Below are 17,507 nucleotides of genomic sequence, written 5' to 3' on the forward strand. Positions count from 1 at the left end.
ATCGGAATAGTAGGCGCCGATCAACCGGCACGGACGCGGCTTTTTGCTGTGCGCCGCCTCTGTGTCCGTACGCCTTCCGGTCCGAGAGGCCCCCACAGCCTCCGGTCCGACCCCCCACAGGAGGACGTGAGTTGAAGCACCGACGCATACCCAAGCGGCGGGCCGCCGCGGTAGGTGCGGGCATCGCCGCACTGGTGGCCGCGGGAGTTACCTTCCAGACTGCGAACGCCAGCGAGCCCACTGCGGCCGCCACGCCCGAGACCCTGTCGGTCAAGGCGGCCGGAAAGCTCGCCTCGACGCTGGTCCAGGATCTCGGCAACGCCGCCGCCGGCACGTACTACGACGCACAGAGCAAGAACCTCGTCGTGAACGTCCTGGACAAGGACGCCGCGGAAACCGTCGAGGAGGCCGGGGCCAAGGCCCGGGTCGTGGCCAACTCGCTGGCCGAGCTGAAGAGCGCGCGCGGCACGCTCAAGCAGGACGCGACGATTCCGGGCACCTCCTGGGTGACCGACCCGACGACCAACAGAATCGTCGTCACGGCCGACCGCACGGTCTCCGACGCCGAGTGGGCGAAGCTCGGCGAGGTCGTCGACGGGCTCGGTGGCACGGCGGAACTCCAGCGCACGAAGGGGGAGTTCAAGCCGTTCATCGCCGGTGGTGACGCCATCCTCGGTGGCAGTGGCCGCTGTTCGCTCGGCTTCAACGTGGTCAAGGGCGGGGAGCCGTTCTTCCTGACCGCGGGGCACTGCACCGAGGGCATCACCGACTGGCAGGACTCGAGCGGGAACGAGCTCGGCTCCAACGAGGTGTCCAGCTTCCCGGACAACGACTACGGGCTGGTGAAGTACACGGCGGAGGTCGAGCACCCGAGCGAGGTCAACCTCTACAACGGGTCCACGCAGGCGATTTCCGGTGCGGCGGACGCGACGGTGGGCATGGAGGTCACCCGGAGCGGGTCGACCACGCAGGTGCACTCCGGCAAGGTCACCGGGCTCGACGCCACCGTGAACTACGGCAACGGTGACATCGTCAACGGGCTGATCCAGACCGATGTCTGCGCCGAGCCCGGGGACAGTGGTGGGTCGCTGTTCTCCGGGGACAAGGCGGTCGGGCTGACGTCCGGTGGCAGCGGTGACTGCACCTCCGGTGGGGAGACGTTCTTCCAGCCGGTGACCGAGGCGCTGTCGGCGACGGGTACGGAGATCGGCTGACGGTTCCTGTTCGTCTTCGTCTACGCGAAGTCCCGTCCCGGGTGTGTGGGGGCGGGACTTTCGTGTGCGGGTGCGGGTGCGTTGTGGTTTTTGGGGTTCCCACCCGCACCACCCGTGCGAATAGCGTTGTCGGGTGCGGGTGGCCCCTGCGGGGGTGGGGCGCCGTCGGCGGCTGCGGGTTGGCGGCGGTGGTTGTGGGTGTTGTGGGGGTTATCCCGCCTCCGTTGGTGAGCGTTCGGCCTCTCGTCTCCTGCGTAGTTCCGACGCCAGCAGTGTGATGACGATGCCGGCCGCCGCCCAGGCCGACAGGACCAGTAGGGCGTCTGTGGTGTCGTTGCTGTCGAAGTAGGCGATCGAGCGGGCCACCCAGGTGCCGGCGCCCGGGGGGAGGGCGGGGCCGATCGCCTGCCAGAACGGGGGGAGCATCGGGTAGGGGAAGGCGCCGCCTGCGCTGGGGTTGCCGGCGATCACCACCAGGAGGATGGCCAGGCCGATTCCTACGATGCCGAACATGCCCTGGAGGGCCAGCGTGGCCGCGCCCACCGCGAAGGTGACCAGGGCGCCCAGGCCCCAGAGGGCTACCACGCTGCCCGGCAGCGCGTTCAGGATCGGGCCCACGATCACCGCGCCGCCCAGTCCGCCGACGATCGCCACCAGTGCCATCACCGACAGGCGGATCGCCGCGCGGCGCGGGTTGGCGGGGCGGGCGCCGCTGCTGATCGCCAGGATCGAGGCGCAGAGGTAGCCGCCCACGCACCAGCCGACGACCAGGTAGAACGCGGACAGTCCGTCGAAGTCCCGGGGGGAGGCCGGGGCCACGTCGACTGTTCTGATCGTTCGCTGTTGGGAGGCCTCCAGGGTGGTCAGATACTTCTCCAGCGTCGTGGCCAGGACCGTGCCGCCGCCGCTCGCGACCAGGAGTGTGTCGGTCGTCCGGGCCGGGTTGATGATCAGCGCCCCGTCGATGTCCCGGTTCATGATCTGCTCCCGCGCCGTCGCCTCGTCGGCCACCACGCGCGGGTCCAGCGGGGAGCCGGGCAGCCGGTCGAGACGGGTCACCGCCTGTTCGGCCGCGGCCTGCGGCGCGACCACGCCGAACGGCACGTCCTTCGGCTTCGGGTCGTGCAGGGCCCCCACGTAGGACGCGATGAACAGCAGCTGGAGGGCGAGCACGCCGAGGACGAGCAGCGTGGCGCGCGGGGTGACCGCGTCTTTCAGCTCGGCCAGAAAGCTGTTCTGTGTCATGTCCCCCACGGTCCGAGGCAGTGGACGTTTCCGCAGGTGGGAGAGGGCCGAACGGTTGTCGTACAGACGTTCTATTTTTGGTCTATGGTGGGGGTGAGGTAGTCGGGAACTGATGTTCGATATCGGAGGTGTGGATGCCCGGTTTCACGCATCTGCACACCGTCTCCGGGTTCTCCCTGCGCTACGGCGCCTCGCATCCGGAGCGGCTGGCCGAGCGCGCCGCCGAGCGGGACATGGACGCCCTCGCCCTCACCGACCGCGACACCCTCGCCGGCGCGGTCCGCTTCGCCAAGGCCTGCGCGAAGGCGGGGGTGCGCCCGTTGTTCGGTACGGAGCTGGCGGTGGAGCGCTTCGAGCCTGTGCGAGAGGGAAAGCGCCGCACTCCCGTTCGCGGGGGTGCCTTCATCGACGAGTCGACACCCCGGGTCTCCTTTCTTGCCCGGGACGGTGCCCGCGGCTGGGCCGACCTCTGCGGAATCGTTACGGCGGCGCATGCCGGCGAGGGTTCACCGCTGCTGCCCTGGGACGCCAACCGGGGCGACGGACTCACCGTCCTGCTCGGCCCCGACTCCGACGTCGGCCGCGCCCTCGCCGCCGGCCGCCCCGACCGCGCGGCCCGACTGCTGGCGCCCTGGCGGGAGGTCTACGGCGACGCGCTGCGCCTGGAAGCCGTCTGGCACGGCCGCAAGGGCACCGGACCCGGCTCGCTGCGGCTGGCCGCCCGTACCGTCGGATTCGCCGCCGAGCAGCGGATCCGGCCGGTGCTCAGCAACGCCGTCCGCTACGCCGACCCCGGCCAGGGCCCGGTCGCCGACGTCCTGGACGCCGCCCGCCGACTCGTCCCCGTCGACCCCACCAAGGAACTGGACTCCGGCGAGGCCTGGCTCAAGGGTGCCGACGCCATGCTGGACGCCGCCGAGCGGATCGTGGAGGCCGCGGGTTTCCGGCGGGACACCGCGCACCGGTTGCTGGAACAGACGCGGGCCACGGCCGCCGAGTGCCTGGTCGACCCCGAGGACGACCTCGGCATCGGCACCGTCCACTTCCCCGAGCCGCGGCTGGTCGGCGCGGGACGTCGCAGCGCCCAGCGGGTGCTCGCCTCGCGGGCGGCGGCGGGGATGGTGGTCAAGGGGTACGCCGGGAAGCGTTCCTACTGGGAGCGGATGCACCGCGAGCTGGACATCATCGCCTATCACGGGTTCGCCTCCTACTTCCTGACGGTCGCTCAAGTCGTGGACGATGTGCGGGGTATGGGCATTCGGGTGGCGGCGCGCGGCTCCGGAGCGGGCTCGCTCGTCAATCACCTCCTCGGCATCGCGCACGCCGACCCCGTCGAACACGGGCTGCTGATGGAGCGGTTCCTGTCCGAGCGGCGGCTGGTGCTGCCCGACATCGACATCGACGTGGAGTCCGCCCGCCGGCTTGAGGTCTACCGCGCGATCATCGACCGGTTCGGCACCGAGCGGGTGGCGACGGTCTCGATGCCGGAGACGTACCGGGTGCGCCACGCGATCCGGGACGTGGGCGCGGCCCTGTCCATGGACCCCGCCGACATCGACCGCATCGCCAAGTCCTTCCCGCACATCCGGGCCCGCGACGCCCGGGCGGCGCTGGAGGAACTGCCCGAACTGCGCGAGCTGGCCGAGGAGCTTCGGCGGGAAGGGGCGAAGTACGGGCGGCTCTGGGAGCTGACCGAGGCGCTGGACGCCCTGCCGCGCGGAGTCGCCATGCACCCCTGCGGAGTGCTCCTCTCCGACGCCTCCCTGCTCCGCCGTACGCCGGTCATGCCGACCAGCGGCGAGGGCTTTCCCATGTCGCAGTTCGACAAGGACGACGTGGAGGACCTCGGGCTGCTCAAACTGGATGTGCTGGGTGTGCGGATGCAGTCGGCGATGGCGCACGCGGTCGCGGAGGTGGAGCGGGCGACGGGGGAGAAGGTCGACCTGGACGCCGTACCGCCCGGCGATCCGGCGACGTACGCGCTCATCCGCTCCACCGAGACCCTGGGCTGCTTCCAGATCGAGTCGCCGGGCCAGCGGGACCTGGTCGGGCGGCTTCAGCCGGCTACCTTCCATGACCTTGTCGTCGACATCTCGTTGTTCAGGCCCGGTCCGGTCGCCGCCGACATGGTGCGGCCGTTCATCGAGGCCCGGCACGGGCGGGCGCCGGTCCGCTATCCGCATCCGGACCTGGAGGAGCCGCTGAAGGGGACGTACGGAGTCGTCGTCTTCCATGAGCAGATCATCGACATCGTCGACATCATGACCGGCTGCGGACGGGCCGAGGCGGACCGGGTGCGGCGCGGTCTGTCCGATCCGGAGTCGCAGGGGCGGATCAGGTTCTGGTTCGCGCAGCACGCGGCGGCCAGGGGGTATGACGCGGAGACGATCCAGCGGACCTGGGAGATCGTCGAGGCCTTCGGGTCGTACGGCTTCTGCAAGGCGCACGCGGTCGCCTTCGCCGTGCCGACGTACCAGTCGGCGTGGCTGAAGGCGCATCATCCGGCCGCCTTCTACGCCGGGCTGCTCACGCACGATCCCGGGATGTACCCGAAGCGGCTGCTGTTGGCGGACGCGCGGCGGCGGGGGGTGCCGATCCTGCCGTTGGATGTGAACGCGTCGGGAGTCGCCCACCGTATCGAACTGGTGTCCGGTATTTGGGGGCTGCGGCTCGCCCTCTCCGATGTGCACGGCATCAGTGAGGCCGAGGCGGCGCGGATCGCGGACGGGCAGCCGTACGCCTCGCTGCTGGACTTCTGGGAGCGGGCGCGGCCGAGCCGACCGCTGGCCCAACGACTGGCGCAGGTGGGCGCGTTGGACGCGTTCGGCGCCAACCGGCGTGATTTGCAGCTACACCTGACCGAGCTGCACCGGGGTGCGCGGGGCGCGGGAGGTGGCCAACTACCGCTGGCCGGTGGGCGGAAGACCGCGCCCGCAGGGCTGCCCGATCTGTCCTCCGCCGAGCGGCTCAGCGCCGAGCTGGGGGTGCTGTCCATGGACGCCTCGCGCCATCTGATGGACGACCACCGGGAGTTCCTGGACGAGCTGGGCGTGGTCGGCGCGCGTCGGCTGCGGGAGGCGCGGCACGGGGAGACGGTGCTGGTCGCGGGCGCAAAGGCGGCCACCCAGACGCCGCCGATCCGGTCCGGCAAGCGGGTCATCTTCACCACCCTCGACGACGGCACCGGCCTGGTCGACCTCGCCTTCTTCGACGACTCCCACGACGCCTGCGCGCACACCGTCTTCCACTCCTGGCTGCTGCTGGTGCGCGGCGTCGTCCAGCGGCGCGGGCCGCGCAGCCTCAGCGTGGTGGGCGCCGCCGCCTGGAACCTCGCCGAACTGGTCGAACTGCGCGCGGAGGGCGGGCTCGACGTGGTCGCGGCGCGACTCGCGGAGCCGGTGCCCGAAGCGGGCGAGGACTCGACCGGCGGTCGGCGCATCCATATGCCGACCGGATACGAAATGCATCCGTGGGCCGATCTGCGTCCCGCGGGTCAGGAGCCCTCGCAGACAAGGAAGTTGTGGCATCAGAGTCCGGGGAGTGCGGGATGACCATCCTCTGCGTACGTTTTCAGCTGCCGTCGATGTACGAGGCGGCCCTGCCCGGGCTGCTCGGGTTGCTGGAGGAGTTCTCGCCCGTCGTCGAGGCGTTGCCGCCGGACGGGGCGCTGGTCGATCTGCGGGGCGCCGAGCGGTACTTCGGGCGCAGCGCGGTGGAACTGGCCTCCGTGATCCGGGTGCGGGCGCTCGCGCTGTACGGCGTGGACTGTGTGATCGGGGCCGGGCCGGGGACGATGCTGGCCCGGATGGCGCTGCGGGACGCCCGGCCCGGGGTCACCTGTGTCGTGCCCGAAGCGCGGGACGGCATCGTGGAGTTCCTCGCGGACAAGCCGGTCACCGCGCTGCCGGGAGTCGGTACGGCGACCGCTCGCGTCCTGTGCGAGTACGGCCTGGACAGCCTCGGCCGGGTCGCCGCCGCGCCGCTGTCCACGCTGCAACGGCTGGTCGGGGCGAAGGCGGGGCGGGAGCTGCGGGAGAAGGCGAACGGGGTGGACCGCGGGCGGGTGGTGCCGAACGGTGCGGCCCGGTCGCTGATCACCGAACGGCCCTTCGACCGCGACGAGTTGGACACCGACCGGCATCGTCGTGCCCTGCTCTCCGCCGCGGAGGAACTGGGGGCGCGGCTGCGGGCGGTGGACAAGGTGTGCGGGACGCTGACGCTCACGGTGCGGTACGCGGATCGGTCGGCGACTTCGCGGAGTCGGGTCCTGAAGGAACCCACCGCGCATTCGGCCGCGCTGACGCGGGTGGCGTACGGCATGTACGAGGCGCTGGGGCTGCAACGGGCCCGGGTGCGGGCGATGACGCTGCGCGCGGAGGGCCTCGACCCCGCCGAACAGGCCTCCTACCAGCTCAGTTTCGACCCGGTCGACGAGAAGGTACGCCGCATCGAGGAGGTCGCGGACCGGGTGCGCGCGAAGTTCGGGCCCCGGGCGGTGGTGCCGGGGTCGTTGGCGGCGTGAGCGAATAGGGTGCGTTCATGAGCTGGCAGGGGCCGACCTATCGGGTCGTGGACGGGGAGAGGATTTACGGGGCCTGGTGTCATGTGTGGCGGTGGGTTCCGTACAGCGAGGAGTTTGTCGTCGAGGATCTGTGGGTCTTCGCGGACGGGGCCGTTCGCTGTCAGGAGCGGATGGATCTGGAGGAGTTGGAGGAGTTGCTCCGGTCCGGGTGGGTCACGGCCCGTGATCCCTATGCTCCCGAACGGCCGGCGGATGCGCCCAAGTGGCGCTCGCGCAGTCCGGAAGTGTGTACGCCGGACAGTTTCTTCCTTGAAGTCACCGACAAGGTTGAGGAGTTGAGCGGGCGGACGACCGCCTGGGATCGGCTTCAGGAGGCGATCAGGGGGTATCAGAAGGAGCCGTCCGAGTCCCGTCGCGAGCTGTTGCGCGAGGCCTATCTGGGCGTGCCCGCGCATGTGCGGATCTATGTTCTCGGAGACATGGATCGCCAGGACCGGCCCCTGCGGATTCTGCTCACCGACCTCGGTGAAGCCGTCGACGGGGACGGGCCCGTGGTCACCGCCGAGATGCACCGGGACGCCCTGGACTACTTCGACCGCCTTGATGACGACGACCGGGCGCACAAGGAGCGGATTGCCGTCCTGCACGCCGATGACCAGGACGTGCCCGGCCGCCCGACCCTTGTGTCCAACGAGGTCGTCTTTCCCCGGGGGTGGCCCGAGACCCCCGGGCTGTTCGTGCTGCGCAACGACTACCCCGTACCGATCGTGTTCGGCGGCCGGACCTACGCCTCCGTCCTGCACGGCTACTGGGCCCTCGCCGCGGCCGACCCCGCCGACCACGACCGCATCCGTGCCGCCGCCACCCCACGGGACGCCCACGAGCTGGGCGGACGGGCGGCGCGGCGGGACGGCTGGGCGGAGTTGCGGGTAGGCGTGATGGGTGAGCTGCTGCGGGCCAAGTTCGGTCAGCATCCGGGGCTGGCCGACGTACTGCTGGCCACCGAGGACGCGCGGATCCGTTACACCGGCTACGACGAGGCGCCGTACTGGACGGACGAACGCGACGGCCGGGGGCGCAACTGGGTCGGGCGGCTGCTGGAGCTGGTGCGCTCCGAGCTGCTGGTGGCGCGGGTCAGTTGGCCCACGGGGGAGTGATCCGGGTGCCGTCGGCCAGGTCCGCGGTCAGGCCGACGGACGTCGTCACCCAGGTCAGGGCGGTCTGATCGGTCGGGTTCTCGAGCGCGAGGGTCGAACCCGCGTTGATGATCAGGGTGTCGCCCGCCGAGATGTCGGTGGTGTCGCCGTCCAGGGTGACGCGCAGGCTGCCGATGAGGACGTGCAGGATCTCCTCCTTGCTGACGGTGTGCGCCGGGCCCTTCATGCCCGGCGGGACCTCGCCGCGCCAGGCGCACAGCTCCTTGCTGCCGGAAAGGGGTGTGGCGTACGAGACGAAACGGGCCCCGTGGATCTCGTGGGTCACGGCGTCGGACGAGCGGATTACGGGCATGGCTGTCCCCCAGAAATAGATGGTCAAGCTGCTTGACTACTTTTGCCGCTCCTATGGTCAAGCCGCTTGACCGGATCGTCAAGGGTGTTTGAATGCCCCCGTGCAGAACTCCGAGGCCCTCTCCCTGTCCTTCGCGCTGCTCGCCACCGCGGGTGAGCTGGTGCGACGTATCAACGACGGTGTCGTCGCGCGCGGTCATGAGGGGAAGTCCGCCTATGGATTCGCGTTCACGCGGATCGCGGCGGGCGGCGCCACCGTCTCCGAGGTCGCCGTGCATCTCGGGGTCACCAAGCAGGCCGCGAGCCAGCTGGTGGACGAGCTCGTGCGCAAGGGGTACGTCGAGCGGCGGCCCCATCCGCGGGACGCGCGCGCCCGGCTGCTCGTGCTGACCGAGCTCGGGTGGGCCAATACGCGGGCCGCAGAAGAGGCGGCGGCGGACGTCGTGCGGGAGTGGAGTGCGGTGTTGGGGGAGGCGGAAGTGGCGGAGCTGGGGCGCCAGTTGCTGCGTATCGCGCCCAAGGGGCCCATTCGTCCCTCTTGGTGACGGTTCGTCAGGCGTATTACATCAGTGGCCGACTACCACTGGAAGTTTTTACTGACGCGTAACTTCCCCCTTGAACTACTGGTCCGTAACTTTACATGTGAACCAGCATCCCGTGATCCGGATCACAGGGCGTAAGGCCATCGCAACTCCCTTGATCTGCAAGGAGATCACTCGATGCTGCCCTGGAAACGACTGCTCAGACCCGTGATCGCGCTGCTGCTGACCGCCGCGGTCGCCGTCGTCCCCGCCGCCACCAGCGCCCAGGCCGCCGAGGCGGCAAGCTCCGGCTGGAACGACTACAACTGCAAGCCGTCCGCCGCCCACCCCCGCCCCGTCGTCCTGGTGCACGGCACCCTCGGCAACTCCGTCGACAACTGGCTGGGCCTCGCGCCCTACTTGACCAAGCGCGGCTACTGCGTCTTCTCCCTCGACTACGGCCAACTGCCCGGCGTGCCGTTCTTCTACGGCCTCGGACCGATCGACAAGTCGGCGGAGCAACTGGACGCCTTCGTCGACAAGGTGCTCGCCGCGACCGGCGCCGCCGAGGCGGACCTCGTCGGTCACTCCCAGGGCGGGATGATGCCCCGCTACTACCTGAAGTTCCTCGGCGGAGCGGCCGAGGTGAACGCCCTCGTCGGCCTCGCCCCGGACAACCACGGCACCAGCCTGTCCGGACTCACCAACCTGTTGCCGTACTTCCCGGGCGCCGAGGACCTGATCTCCGCGGCCACGCCCGGACTCGCCGACCAGATCGTCGGCTCCGCGTTCCTCACCAAGCTGAACGCGGGCGGCGACACCGTGCCCGGGGTCAAGTACACGGTGATCGCGACCAAGTACGACGAGGTCGTCACGCCGTACCGCAGCGGGTTCCTGGACGGTGCGGACGTACACAATGTGCTGCTTCAGGATCTGTGTTCGGTCGATCTGTCCGAGCATCTGGCGATCGGGCTGCTGGACCGGATCGCCTTCCACGAGGTGGCCAACGCCCTTGATCCGGCGAAGGCCACCCGCACCACCTGTGCGTCGGTGTTCAGTTGACGCACCGCCGGGGTCTGACCAGCCTGAGCCGCCGGTCAGACCCCGGAGTCTCAGCGGCGGGTGCCGTCCGTGGCGCGTCGCCGCACCGACATGAACAGGGCGGCCGCGCCGAGCGCCAGCGCCGCGGCGCCGCCCATCGCGATGTACGAGGTGCTGCTGTCGCCGCCGGTCTCGGCGAGGTTCTCGGTGGTGCCGGCGGCCTTGGGCTGGTTGGCCTCGGTCTTTGCGACCGGCTCCGCCGAGGTGCTCGCGTCCTGGTCGCCGTGGCCGTTGTGCTCGACCGTCGACTCGTCGGCGCCGTCCTCGATCTGCTCCTCGGAGGGGGCGGAGGCGGAGGGCGCGGGGGTGGAGCCACCGTCGCCTCCGGTGCTCGCGCCGCCGAAGGTCACGTCCGAGCAGGAGTAGAACGCCTCCGGGCTGTCCGAGCGCTGCCAGACCGCGTACAGGACCTGCTTGCCGGACCGCTTCGGCAGGGTGCCGGAGAAGGTGTAGAAGCCGCCGGACGCGGCCGGGTCGGTGACCGTCGCCACCGGGTTCTGAAGGTCCAGGTCGTCCCAGGCCAGCGACTTGGCCGGGTCGAAGCCCTCCTTGGTGATGTACACCTTGAAGGTGCCCTTGTGCGGGGCGGTCACGCGGTACTTGAAGGTGTACGACCCGCTGCTGACGGCCGTGGCCGGCCAGTCGGCGCGGGCCAGGTCCAGGCCCTTGAAGGCGTCGCTGCCCGCGCTGCACAGCTTGCCGTCGGGGATCAGCTCCTGGTGCCGGCCGGCGGCGTCGCCGATCCGGATGCCGTTCCAGTCGTAGAGCGCCTGGGTGCCACCGGCCGCGACGGCCGCCTTGCACGCGTCGGACTTGGGGCTCTCGGGGCCCTCCGCGTAGCACTGCGAGACCCGGCTGACGGGGTCGCCCATCGAACCGTGCGCGGCCGCGGGCGCGGCGCCGAGCGCGGTCAGTACGAGCGGTGCGACGCCGACGAAGGCGACGGAGGCAGCGGTGGCGACCCTGCGGCGTGCGGGCATGAGGAACTCCTGGGAAACGGTCGTCGGTTGCTTGGCCGACCCTGTGGGGGGCGGTCAGCAAGCTAGCCCGAGAAAACCGTGAAATCGCCTGCTGGGAGCGGGCGATGGAGATCCTTATGGTCGCGTTAAGGGAGTACTGAGACTGAGATCAGGTAGCCGCGGCGCGCGGCTGGAACGAGGGGGTCGGACGTCAGCCGTCCGGCCACCAGGTTCTTGCGATGTCCTTGCGGATCTCAGGGCGTCCCGATGGACGCGCGTCGGTCTCCTCGCGGGACGTCCGGCGCGAGTCCGTCTTCTTCAGGGGCTTCTGCACGGTCATGCGGCGCATGGCTGCCTCCTTCAGTGCCTACCTGATTCCGCGTTCTCACGGAGGTAGACCCTTTGGGCGAGCGTTCCTCATCGATGCCGTTCTGTCAGTGGTGCGTGTCACTCTCGGACGTATGACGACAAACGGTGACGACAGGACAGCATCACGTACCGACTGGGACGCGGCGGCACCCTCCTTCGACGACGAGCCCGACCACGGCCTGCGCGACCCCGAAGTACGCCGCGCCTGGGCCGGCCGCCTGCGCGCCTGGCTGCCCGGACGGCCGAGCGACGTCCTCGACCTCGGCTGCGGCACCGGCAGCCTGTCGCTGCTCGCGGCCGAACAGGGACACCGGGTCACCGGCGTGGACAGCTCCCCGGCCATGGTCGACCTCGCCCGCGCCAAGCTCGCCGGGCGTGACGCGGCGTTCCTCGTCGGTGACGCGACGTCGCCGCCCGTCGGCGAGCAGCGCTACGACGTCCTCCTCGTCCGCCATGTGCTGTGGGCGCTGCCCGACCCCGGGCGCGTGCTGCGCCAGTGGCGGGGGCTGCTGCGGCCGGGCGGACGGCTCGTCCTCGTCGAGGGCGTGTGGGGGACGGTCAGCCCGGTCGGCATACCCGCCGATCTGCTCACCGGGCTGCTCGCCCCCATCGCCGGGGAGCTGCGTGTGGAGCGCCTGTCGGACGACGAGCGGCTGTGGGGGCGGGCCGTGGACGACGAGCGGTATGCGGTGGTGGCCTCGGTCCAGGTCCTAGGCCAGGAGTGACGTGAAGTCGCCGTTCAGGGCCAGGGCCTCCAGTTCGTCGAGGGCGGCCACGGCTGCTGCGGCCGCCTGTGGGTCGCGTTCTGTCAGGCCGCTCTCCTCGAACTCGTCCTCGTCCAGGCGTCGTACGTCTGTGCCGTCGGCGGAGCGCCACAGGTCCAGGTCCAGGTCCTCGACGATCAGCTCCGTGCCCTGGAGCGTTGCCGGGCGGGCGATGTCGCAGTACCAGCCCTTGAGGGTTCCTGTGGGGTCGCGGACCTCCATCACCGCGTACCAGCGGTCCCGCCAGTAGTACTCGGTGAAGACGTCACCCGGCTCGAAGCGTACGAAGCCGAAGTCGCGTGCCTGGTCGCCCGCGAAGTCGGCCCGGACGACGATTCGGGTGCCGTCGTCCTGGAGCAGTTCGGCGGGGTAACGGATCTTCGTACGACCCGCCTTGACGAGCACCACGTCCACGTGGCGTCCCTGGTCAGCCGAGTTCACGGACATACCGCACCTCCGTCGCGCAGATCTCGTACCCGAACCACTTGTTGATCGCGAGCATCGGCTCGTTCCCGGTGTCGTTGCCGGTGAAAGCCTCCGTGTACCCGGCCGCGCGGGCCCGGTGCAGGGAGTCGTTCTTGGCGAGTTTGGCCAGGCCCCGGCCGCGGAAGGCGCGGGCGGTGCCGGTCATGCCGGTGGTGTACCGGGTGCCGCCGTCGGTGCGGGCGGCCGTGAAGGCGGCGGGGCGGCCGTCGACCAGGGCGATCGTGGTCAGGTCCAGGTTGTTCAACGGGTGCCGCCAGGTGTTCTCCAGCCACCCCTCGTAGTCCGCCAGCTCGGCGGATCCGGCCTCGCTGGGCTCGTCCGCCGTCGTCTCCGCGTCCAGTTCGAAGATCGGGCGCGGATCGTCGGCGAAGTCGGCGGCCGGGCGAAGTTCCACGCCGGGCGGCAGGTCCTGGAGCGGTGGGAGTGTGCCGTTCGCCAGGTCGAGGCGCTGGAAGTGGGAGGAGCGGCCCGCCGTGTACCCGTGTGCCTCGGCGAAGGCGCGGTTGCCGGGCTCGTCCAGCACCCAGGCGAGCAGCCGGGTCGCGCCCAGGCCGGCCAGGTACTCCTCGGCGGCGCGGACCAGCAGCGTGGCGGCGCCCCGGCGGGTGCGGTCCGGGTGGACGTACACATTGATGAAGCCCTGGACCGGAGTCGGCGTCTCGTGCAGCAGACCGACCTGCGCGCTGCCGATGATCTCGCCGTCCTCCTCGGCGAGGAGCGGCCGGTAGCGGGCGTCCGGATGGAAGTGGGCCACGTCGTACGCGAGGGAGTCGGGGGTGATCACATAGAACGGCAGGGCACTGTGCCGGACGTGGGCGAAGCCCTCCAGGTCGGCTCTGACTTCGGGCTTGATCTCGCGCACCATCACTGTCATGTGGCCGCACGTTACGGGCGGTCCGTGTCCCCGTGCCTCTCATTTTCCGGTGGGTACGGGACAATCGGTCCGTGACCTTGAAGATCCACATCGATGACAGCGCGCCGCCGTACGAGCAGGTGCGGGCGCAGATCTCCGAGCAGGCGCACGCCGGGGTACTGCCGGTGGGGTACCGGCTGCCCACGGTGCGAGGGCTCGCCGAGTCGCTCGGGCTCGCCGCGAACACCGTCGCCAAGGCGTACCGGGCGCTGGAGACGGATGGGGTGATCGAGACGCGGGGGCGCAACGGCACGTTCGTGGCTGCCGCCGGCTCGGCCGCGGAACGGGAAGCGGCGGCCGCGGCGCAGGCGTACGCGGAGCGTGTGCAGCGGCTCGGGTTGGGCGAGGCGGAGGCCCTGGCCGCCGTACGGGATGCGCTGCGGGCGGCGTACGAGGACGACTGACGGCTAGGAAGTCGGTACCTGGTCGGGTGTCCTCGTCACCGTCAGCCCCGCCTTCGTCGCCACCCGTGCGAACGCCGTCGCATCCCGCACCGCCGCCCCGCCCGCGTCGTTGTTGAAGTACGCGTACACGTCCCGCCCCTTCGGCCACGTGTCCGCGATGCGTGTCGCCCACGTCCTCAGGGACTGTCCGCCGTAGCGCGGCCACGGGTGGGCCGCGCCCTCGTGGAAGCGGACGTAGCCCCAGTTCGCCGTGCGCCACAACGGAGTCGCCGGGCGGGATGCGATGTCCGCCCAGCACAGGGCCGCGTCATGGGACTGGAGGACCTCCCGGATCGTCCGCGTCCACCACGAGTCGTGGCGCGGCTCCACCGCCACCCGTGTTCCGGGCGGGAAGCAGGACAGGCACGCGTCCAGGAGACCGGCGTCGGCGTGCAGGGTCGGGGGGAGTTGGAGGAGGACCGGGCCCAGGTGGTTGACCAGGCCCTGGGCGTGGGTCATGAGGCGGTGCACCGGTTCCTCGGGGTCCCGCAGGCGCTTGATGTGGGTCAGGTAGCGGCTCGCCTTCACCGCGATCACGAAGTCCCCGGGCACCCGGTTCCGCCACGCCTCGAAGTTGTCCCGCGTCGGCAGCCGGTAGAAGGCGTTGTTCAGCTCGACCGTCGCGAAGTGCGCCGCGTACTCCTCCAGCCACAGCCGCATCGGGCACCCGGAGGGGTACAGGACCTCCCGCCAGTCCTTGTACTGCCACCCCGAGGTGCCGATGAACAGGGGCATATCACTATCAAAGCACCATCAATGCACTACAGGTACAGCCCCGCGTCCGCCCCGCCCCGCGGCTCCGGCAGCGACGTCGGGGACGTGCCCCGGCGCAGTGCGTACAGCTCCGCCAGCGTGGCGCCCTCGCGGCCCACGCCCTCCTCCGCGCCCAGCCAGCCCACCGCTTCCGACCTGGTCAGCGGGCCCACCTCGATGCGGGCCAGACAGCGGCCGGGGCGGACCACGGCGGGGTGCAGGCGCTCCAGGTCCTCGTTGGTGGTGACGCCGACCAGGACATTGCGGCCCTGGCCGAGCAGACCGTCGGTGAGGTTCAGCAGCCGGGACAGCGCCTGCCCTGCCGTGTGCTTGGCCTCGCCGCGGATCAGCTCGTCGCAGTCCTCCAGGAGCAGCAGCCGCCAGCGGCCCTTTCCGGTCCCGTCCTCCTCGCCGATCGCGATGTCCATCAGATAGCCGACATCACTGAACAGCCGCTCCGGGTCCAGTACGCAGTCCACCTGGCACCAGTCCCGCCAGGAGCGGGCGAGGGTGCGCAGCGCGGAGGTCTTGCCGGTGCCCGGCGGGCCGTGCAGCAGGAGGAGGCGGCCCGCGATGTCCTCGGGGGTCGTCTTCATCAGGCCGTCCATCGCGTCGGCCACCGGCGCGGTGTAGTTGGCCCGCACCTCCTCCCAGGTGCCCGCGGAGATCTGGCGGGTGGTGCGGTGCGGGCCGCGCCTGGGGGAGACGTACCAGAAACCCATGGTCACGTTCTCCGGCTGTGGCTCGGGCTCGTCCGCCGCGCCGTCGGTGGCCTGGTCGAGGACCTTCTTCGCCAGTTCCGCGGTGGTCGCGGTGACCGTGACGTCGGCGCCGCGGTTCCAGCGGGAGATCAGCACGGTCCAGCCGTCGCCCTCCGCCAGGGTCGCGCTGCGGTCGTCGTCGCGGGCGACGCGCAGCACCCGGGCGCCCGGCGGCAGCAGGGTCGCGCCGGAGCGTACGCGGTCGATGTTCGCCGCGTGCGAGTACGGTTGCTCGCCCGTCGCGAAGCGGCCGAGGAACAGCGCGTCGACGACGTCGGACGGGGAGTCGCTGTCGTCGACGTTGAGCCGGATCGGCAGAGCGTCGTGTGGGTTCGCAGACATGTCGCCATGATCCGGCACGAAGGCCCGTCGCGCACTGGATTTCCCCCGGAGGTCGTGCCTCGAAAACGCGACGGACCGTTCTTCGAAAACGCGACGGACTGTTCTTCGAGAACGAGACGGGACTGTTCACCGCAGAAACCTGCCCCCGCGCCCGTCACCCCCGTTACCGTTGCCCTTGATGGGACGACATGGGTGGAATTCGGGGGCACGGCGGTGGCGGCTCACCGCGCTGCTCGGTGTGGGCGTGGCAGCTCTGGCCCTGGTGGTGACCCTGCTCAACACGCTGCCCGGCAACGGCGCGAGCACCGAGGGCACCTCGCCCGACGGCGACAAGGTGCACGGCACCCCGGCCCCCACCACCGACGCGGCGAAACCCGAGGTGGGCTGGGGGTTTACGCACACCCAGTTCAGCGCCGACGAGGGCAGCGCGGCCGCGACGAAGCGGGTCGAGGAGCGGATCGCCGACAGCGGAGGGCTGCCGCAGATCCAGCACATCATGGGCTGGGGCGCCGACAACCCAGAGCCGGTTGAGGGGCGTTACGACTTCGAGGCCATGGACCGCCGGATCGACTTCGTCCGCGCCTCGGGCGGCACCCCGGTCGTCACCCTGTGCTGCGCCCCGGACTGGATGAAGGGCGGCGAGGCCGGGGTCGACAACACCGACTGGAGCCAGGCGGCCCTGGAGACCGCCCCGGACCCCGACCACTTCGACGACTTCGCCGCGCTCGCGGCGACGGTCGCCAAACGCTATCCGGATGTACGGCACTTCATCGTGTGGAACGAGTTCAAGGGCTTCTGGAACGACGCCGAGGCCCGCTGGGACCACGAGGGCTACACGCAGCTGTACAACCGCGTCTACCGGGCGCTGAAGAAGGTCAACCCGGAGATCATGGTCGGCGGCCCGTATCTCGTGATGGACAGCCTCGATCCGCGCGAGGAGCACGCCTCCCCGACCCTCAAGGGCAGTTGGGGCGCGATGGACCGCCGGGTGCTGGACGCCTTCTCCTACTGGAACGAGCACAAGGCGGGCGCCGACTTCGTCGTCGTCGACGGGTCCAGTTACACCCGGGACGACGAGCTGATCCCCGACGAGTTCGCGGCGACCGACAAGTTCACCGCCGTCGGCGAGTGGGTGCGCGAGCAGACCGGCGACGAACTGCCCCTGTGGTGGGCCGAGTACTACGTCGAGCCCGCCGACGGCGACGACAACCGGCACGAGTGGTCGGAGACCCGCCGGACCGGCGTGCACGCCGCCGGACTCATCGCCATGGCCAAGGGCGGCGCGGCCTCCGGCTTCTACTGGAACCCGGAGGCCGAGAAGGGCACCGAGTGCCCGGGCTGCCTCTGGACGCCCACCAGCGGCGCCGACGGCGGACGGAAACTGCCCATGTACGACCTGCTGGCCCGGTTCGCGGCCGAGTTCCCGCCGGGCACCGAGTACCGCGACCTGACCGCCGCGCCCCAGGTACGGGTGCTGGCGACGGACCGGACCGCCCTGGTGGTGAACACCCTCGACCGGTCCACGGAGGCGACCGTCGACGGCAAGAAGATCAAGCTGCGGGCCTACGAGGTCAGGTGGCTCAGCCGGTGAGCCACCTGAACCCCG

The 17,507-nt window shown here is 70.6% G+C and carries 17 protein-coding genes; 9 read left to right on the forward strand and 8 right to left on the reverse strand.

Translation table 11 applies throughout. From position 1 onward, the window contains the following. The first annotated feature begins 131 nt into the window (after positions 1 to 131). Positions 132 to 1,214: a S1 family peptidase gene (locus BN159_RS33760; protein WP_015661525.1), complete on the forward strand. Its 1,083-nt coding sequence runs from the start codon at positions 132 to 134 to the stop codon at positions 1,212 to 1,214. Between the two features lie 210 nt (positions 1,215 to 1,424). Here the strand turns inward: BN159_RS33760 and BN159_RS33765 are convergent, their stop codons facing one another. Continuing rightward, complete coding sequence (locus tag BN159_RS33765) at positions 1,425 to 2,459, reverse strand: YhgE/Pip domain-containing protein (RefSeq protein WP_015661526.1); 1,035 nt, start codon at positions 2,457 to 2,459, stop codon at positions 1,425 to 1,427. Positions 2,460 to 2,593: 134 nt separating this feature from the next. Between BN159_RS33765 and BN159_RS33770 the strand changes: the two genes are divergently transcribed. The 3 genes from BN159_RS33770 to BN159_RS33780 are packed head-to-tail and all read left to right on the forward strand — an operon-like array spanning position 2,594 to position 8,138. Beyond that, positions 2,594 to 6,010, forward strand: a complete 3,417-nt coding sequence (locus BN159_RS33770) for a DNA polymerase III subunit alpha (RefSeq protein ID WP_015661527.1) — start codon at positions 2,594 to 2,596, stop codon at positions 6,008 to 6,010. After that, positions 6,007 to 6,981 carry a DNA polymerase Y family protein gene (locus BN159_RS33775; RefSeq protein ID WP_015661528.1) on the forward strand — a complete coding sequence of 325 codons (975 nt, stop codon included), beginning with the start codon at positions 6,007 to 6,009 and terminating at the stop codon, positions 6,979 to 6,981. The genes BN159_RS33770 and BN159_RS33775 overlap by 4 nt, the downstream gene beginning before the upstream one ends. A gap of 17 nt (positions 6,982 to 6,998) precedes the next feature. After that, complete coding sequence (locus tag BN159_RS33780; RefSeq protein WP_015661529.1) at positions 6,999 to 8,138, forward strand: NADAR family protein; 1,140 nt, start codon at positions 6,999 to 7,001, stop codon at positions 8,136 to 8,138. Here the strand turns inward: BN159_RS33780 and BN159_RS33785 are convergent. Next, positions 8,116 to 8,490: a cupin domain-containing protein gene (locus BN159_RS33785; RefSeq protein WP_015661530.1), complete on the reverse strand. Its 375-nt coding sequence runs from the start codon at positions 8,488 to 8,490 to the stop codon at positions 8,116 to 8,118. The genes BN159_RS33780 and BN159_RS33785 overlap by 23 nt on opposite strands. Positions 8,491 to 8,590: 100 nt before the next feature. Between BN159_RS33785 and BN159_RS33790 the strand changes: the two genes are divergently transcribed. Further along, a complete protein-coding gene (locus tag BN159_RS33790; RefSeq protein WP_015661531.1) occupies positions 8,591 to 9,034 on the forward strand; it encodes a MarR family winged helix-turn-helix transcriptional regulator in 444 nt (147 codons plus the stop codon). Between the two features lie 174 nt (positions 9,035 to 9,208). Beyond that, entirely contained in the window at positions 9,209 to 10,072 is an 864-nt protein-coding gene (locus BN159_RS33795) for an esterase/lipase family protein (RefSeq protein ID WP_015661532.1), read from the forward strand. A 50-nt stretch (positions 10,073 to 10,122) separates the two neighbouring features. On the opposite strand, the gene BN159_RS33800 is transcribed toward BN159_RS33795, so the two are convergent. Together BN159_RS33800 and BN159_RS46315 are read right to left on the reverse strand one after the other, a co-directional pair. Further along, positions 10,123 to 11,091 carry a lytic polysaccharide monooxygenase auxiliary activity family 9 protein gene (locus tag BN159_RS33800; RefSeq protein WP_015661533.1) on the reverse strand — a complete coding sequence of 323 codons (969 nt, stop codon included), beginning with the start codon at positions 11,089 to 11,091 and terminating at the stop codon, positions 10,123 to 10,125. 190 nt (positions 11,092 to 11,281) lie between these two features. Continuing rightward, positions 11,282 to 11,419, reverse strand: coding sequence for a hypothetical protein (locus BN159_RS46315; RefSeq protein ID WP_015661534.1), 138 nt, complete (start codon positions 11,417 to 11,419; stop codon positions 11,282 to 11,284). A gap of 112 nt (positions 11,420 to 11,531) precedes the next feature. Between BN159_RS46315 and BN159_RS33805 the strand changes: the two genes are divergently transcribed. Further along, on the forward strand, positions 11,532 to 12,164 hold the full coding sequence (locus BN159_RS33805) for a class I SAM-dependent methyltransferase (protein WP_015661535.1): 633 nt from the start codon (positions 11,532 to 11,534) through the stop codon (positions 12,162 to 12,164). On the opposite strand, the gene BN159_RS33810 is transcribed toward BN159_RS33805, so the two are convergent. Continuing rightward, on the reverse strand, positions 12,150 to 12,650 hold the full coding sequence (locus BN159_RS33810; RefSeq protein WP_015661536.1) for a DUF402 domain-containing protein: 501 nt from the start codon (positions 12,648 to 12,650) through the stop codon (positions 12,150 to 12,152). The two genes, BN159_RS33805 and BN159_RS33810, sit on opposite strands and share 15 nt — an antisense overlap. Continuing rightward, entirely contained in the window at positions 12,631 to 13,563 is a 933-nt protein-coding gene (locus tag BN159_RS33815) for a GNAT family N-acetyltransferase (protein WP_015661537.1), read from the reverse strand. Before BN159_RS33815 ends, BN159_RS33810 begins: the two co-directional genes overlap by 20 nt. Before the next feature lie 71 nt (positions 13,564 to 13,634). Between BN159_RS33815 and BN159_RS33820 the strand changes: the two genes are divergently transcribed. After that, complete coding sequence (locus tag BN159_RS33820; RefSeq protein WP_015661538.1) at positions 13,635 to 14,006, forward strand: GntR family transcriptional regulator; 372 nt, start codon at positions 13,635 to 13,637, stop codon at positions 14,004 to 14,006. 3 nt (positions 14,007 to 14,009) lie between these two features. On the opposite strand, the gene BN159_RS33825 is transcribed toward BN159_RS33820, so the two are convergent. After that, complete coding sequence (locus BN159_RS33825; RefSeq protein WP_015661539.1) at positions 14,010 to 14,780, reverse strand: DUF72 domain-containing protein; 771 nt, start codon at positions 14,778 to 14,780, stop codon at positions 14,010 to 14,012. Between the two features lie 26 nt (positions 14,781 to 14,806). Next, entirely contained in the window at positions 14,807 to 15,901 is a 1,095-nt protein-coding gene (locus BN159_RS33830; RefSeq protein ID WP_015661540.1) for a DUF5925 domain-containing protein, read from the reverse strand. 178 nt (positions 15,902 to 16,079) lie between these two features. On the opposite strand from BN159_RS33830, the gene BN159_RS33835 reads away from it, so the two are divergent. Beyond that, complete coding sequence (locus BN159_RS33835) at positions 16,080 to 17,492, forward strand: GH39 family glycosyl hydrolase (RefSeq protein ID WP_015661541.1); 1,413 nt, start codon at positions 16,080 to 16,082, stop codon at positions 17,490 to 17,492. Positions 17,493 to 17,507 lie beyond the last annotated feature (15 nt).

It is taken from the genome of Streptomyces davaonensis JCM 4913, from assembly GCF_000349325.1.
GTDB classification, from domain to species: Bacteria; Actinomycetota; Actinomycetes; order Streptomycetales; family Streptomycetaceae; genus Streptomyces; species Streptomyces davaonensis.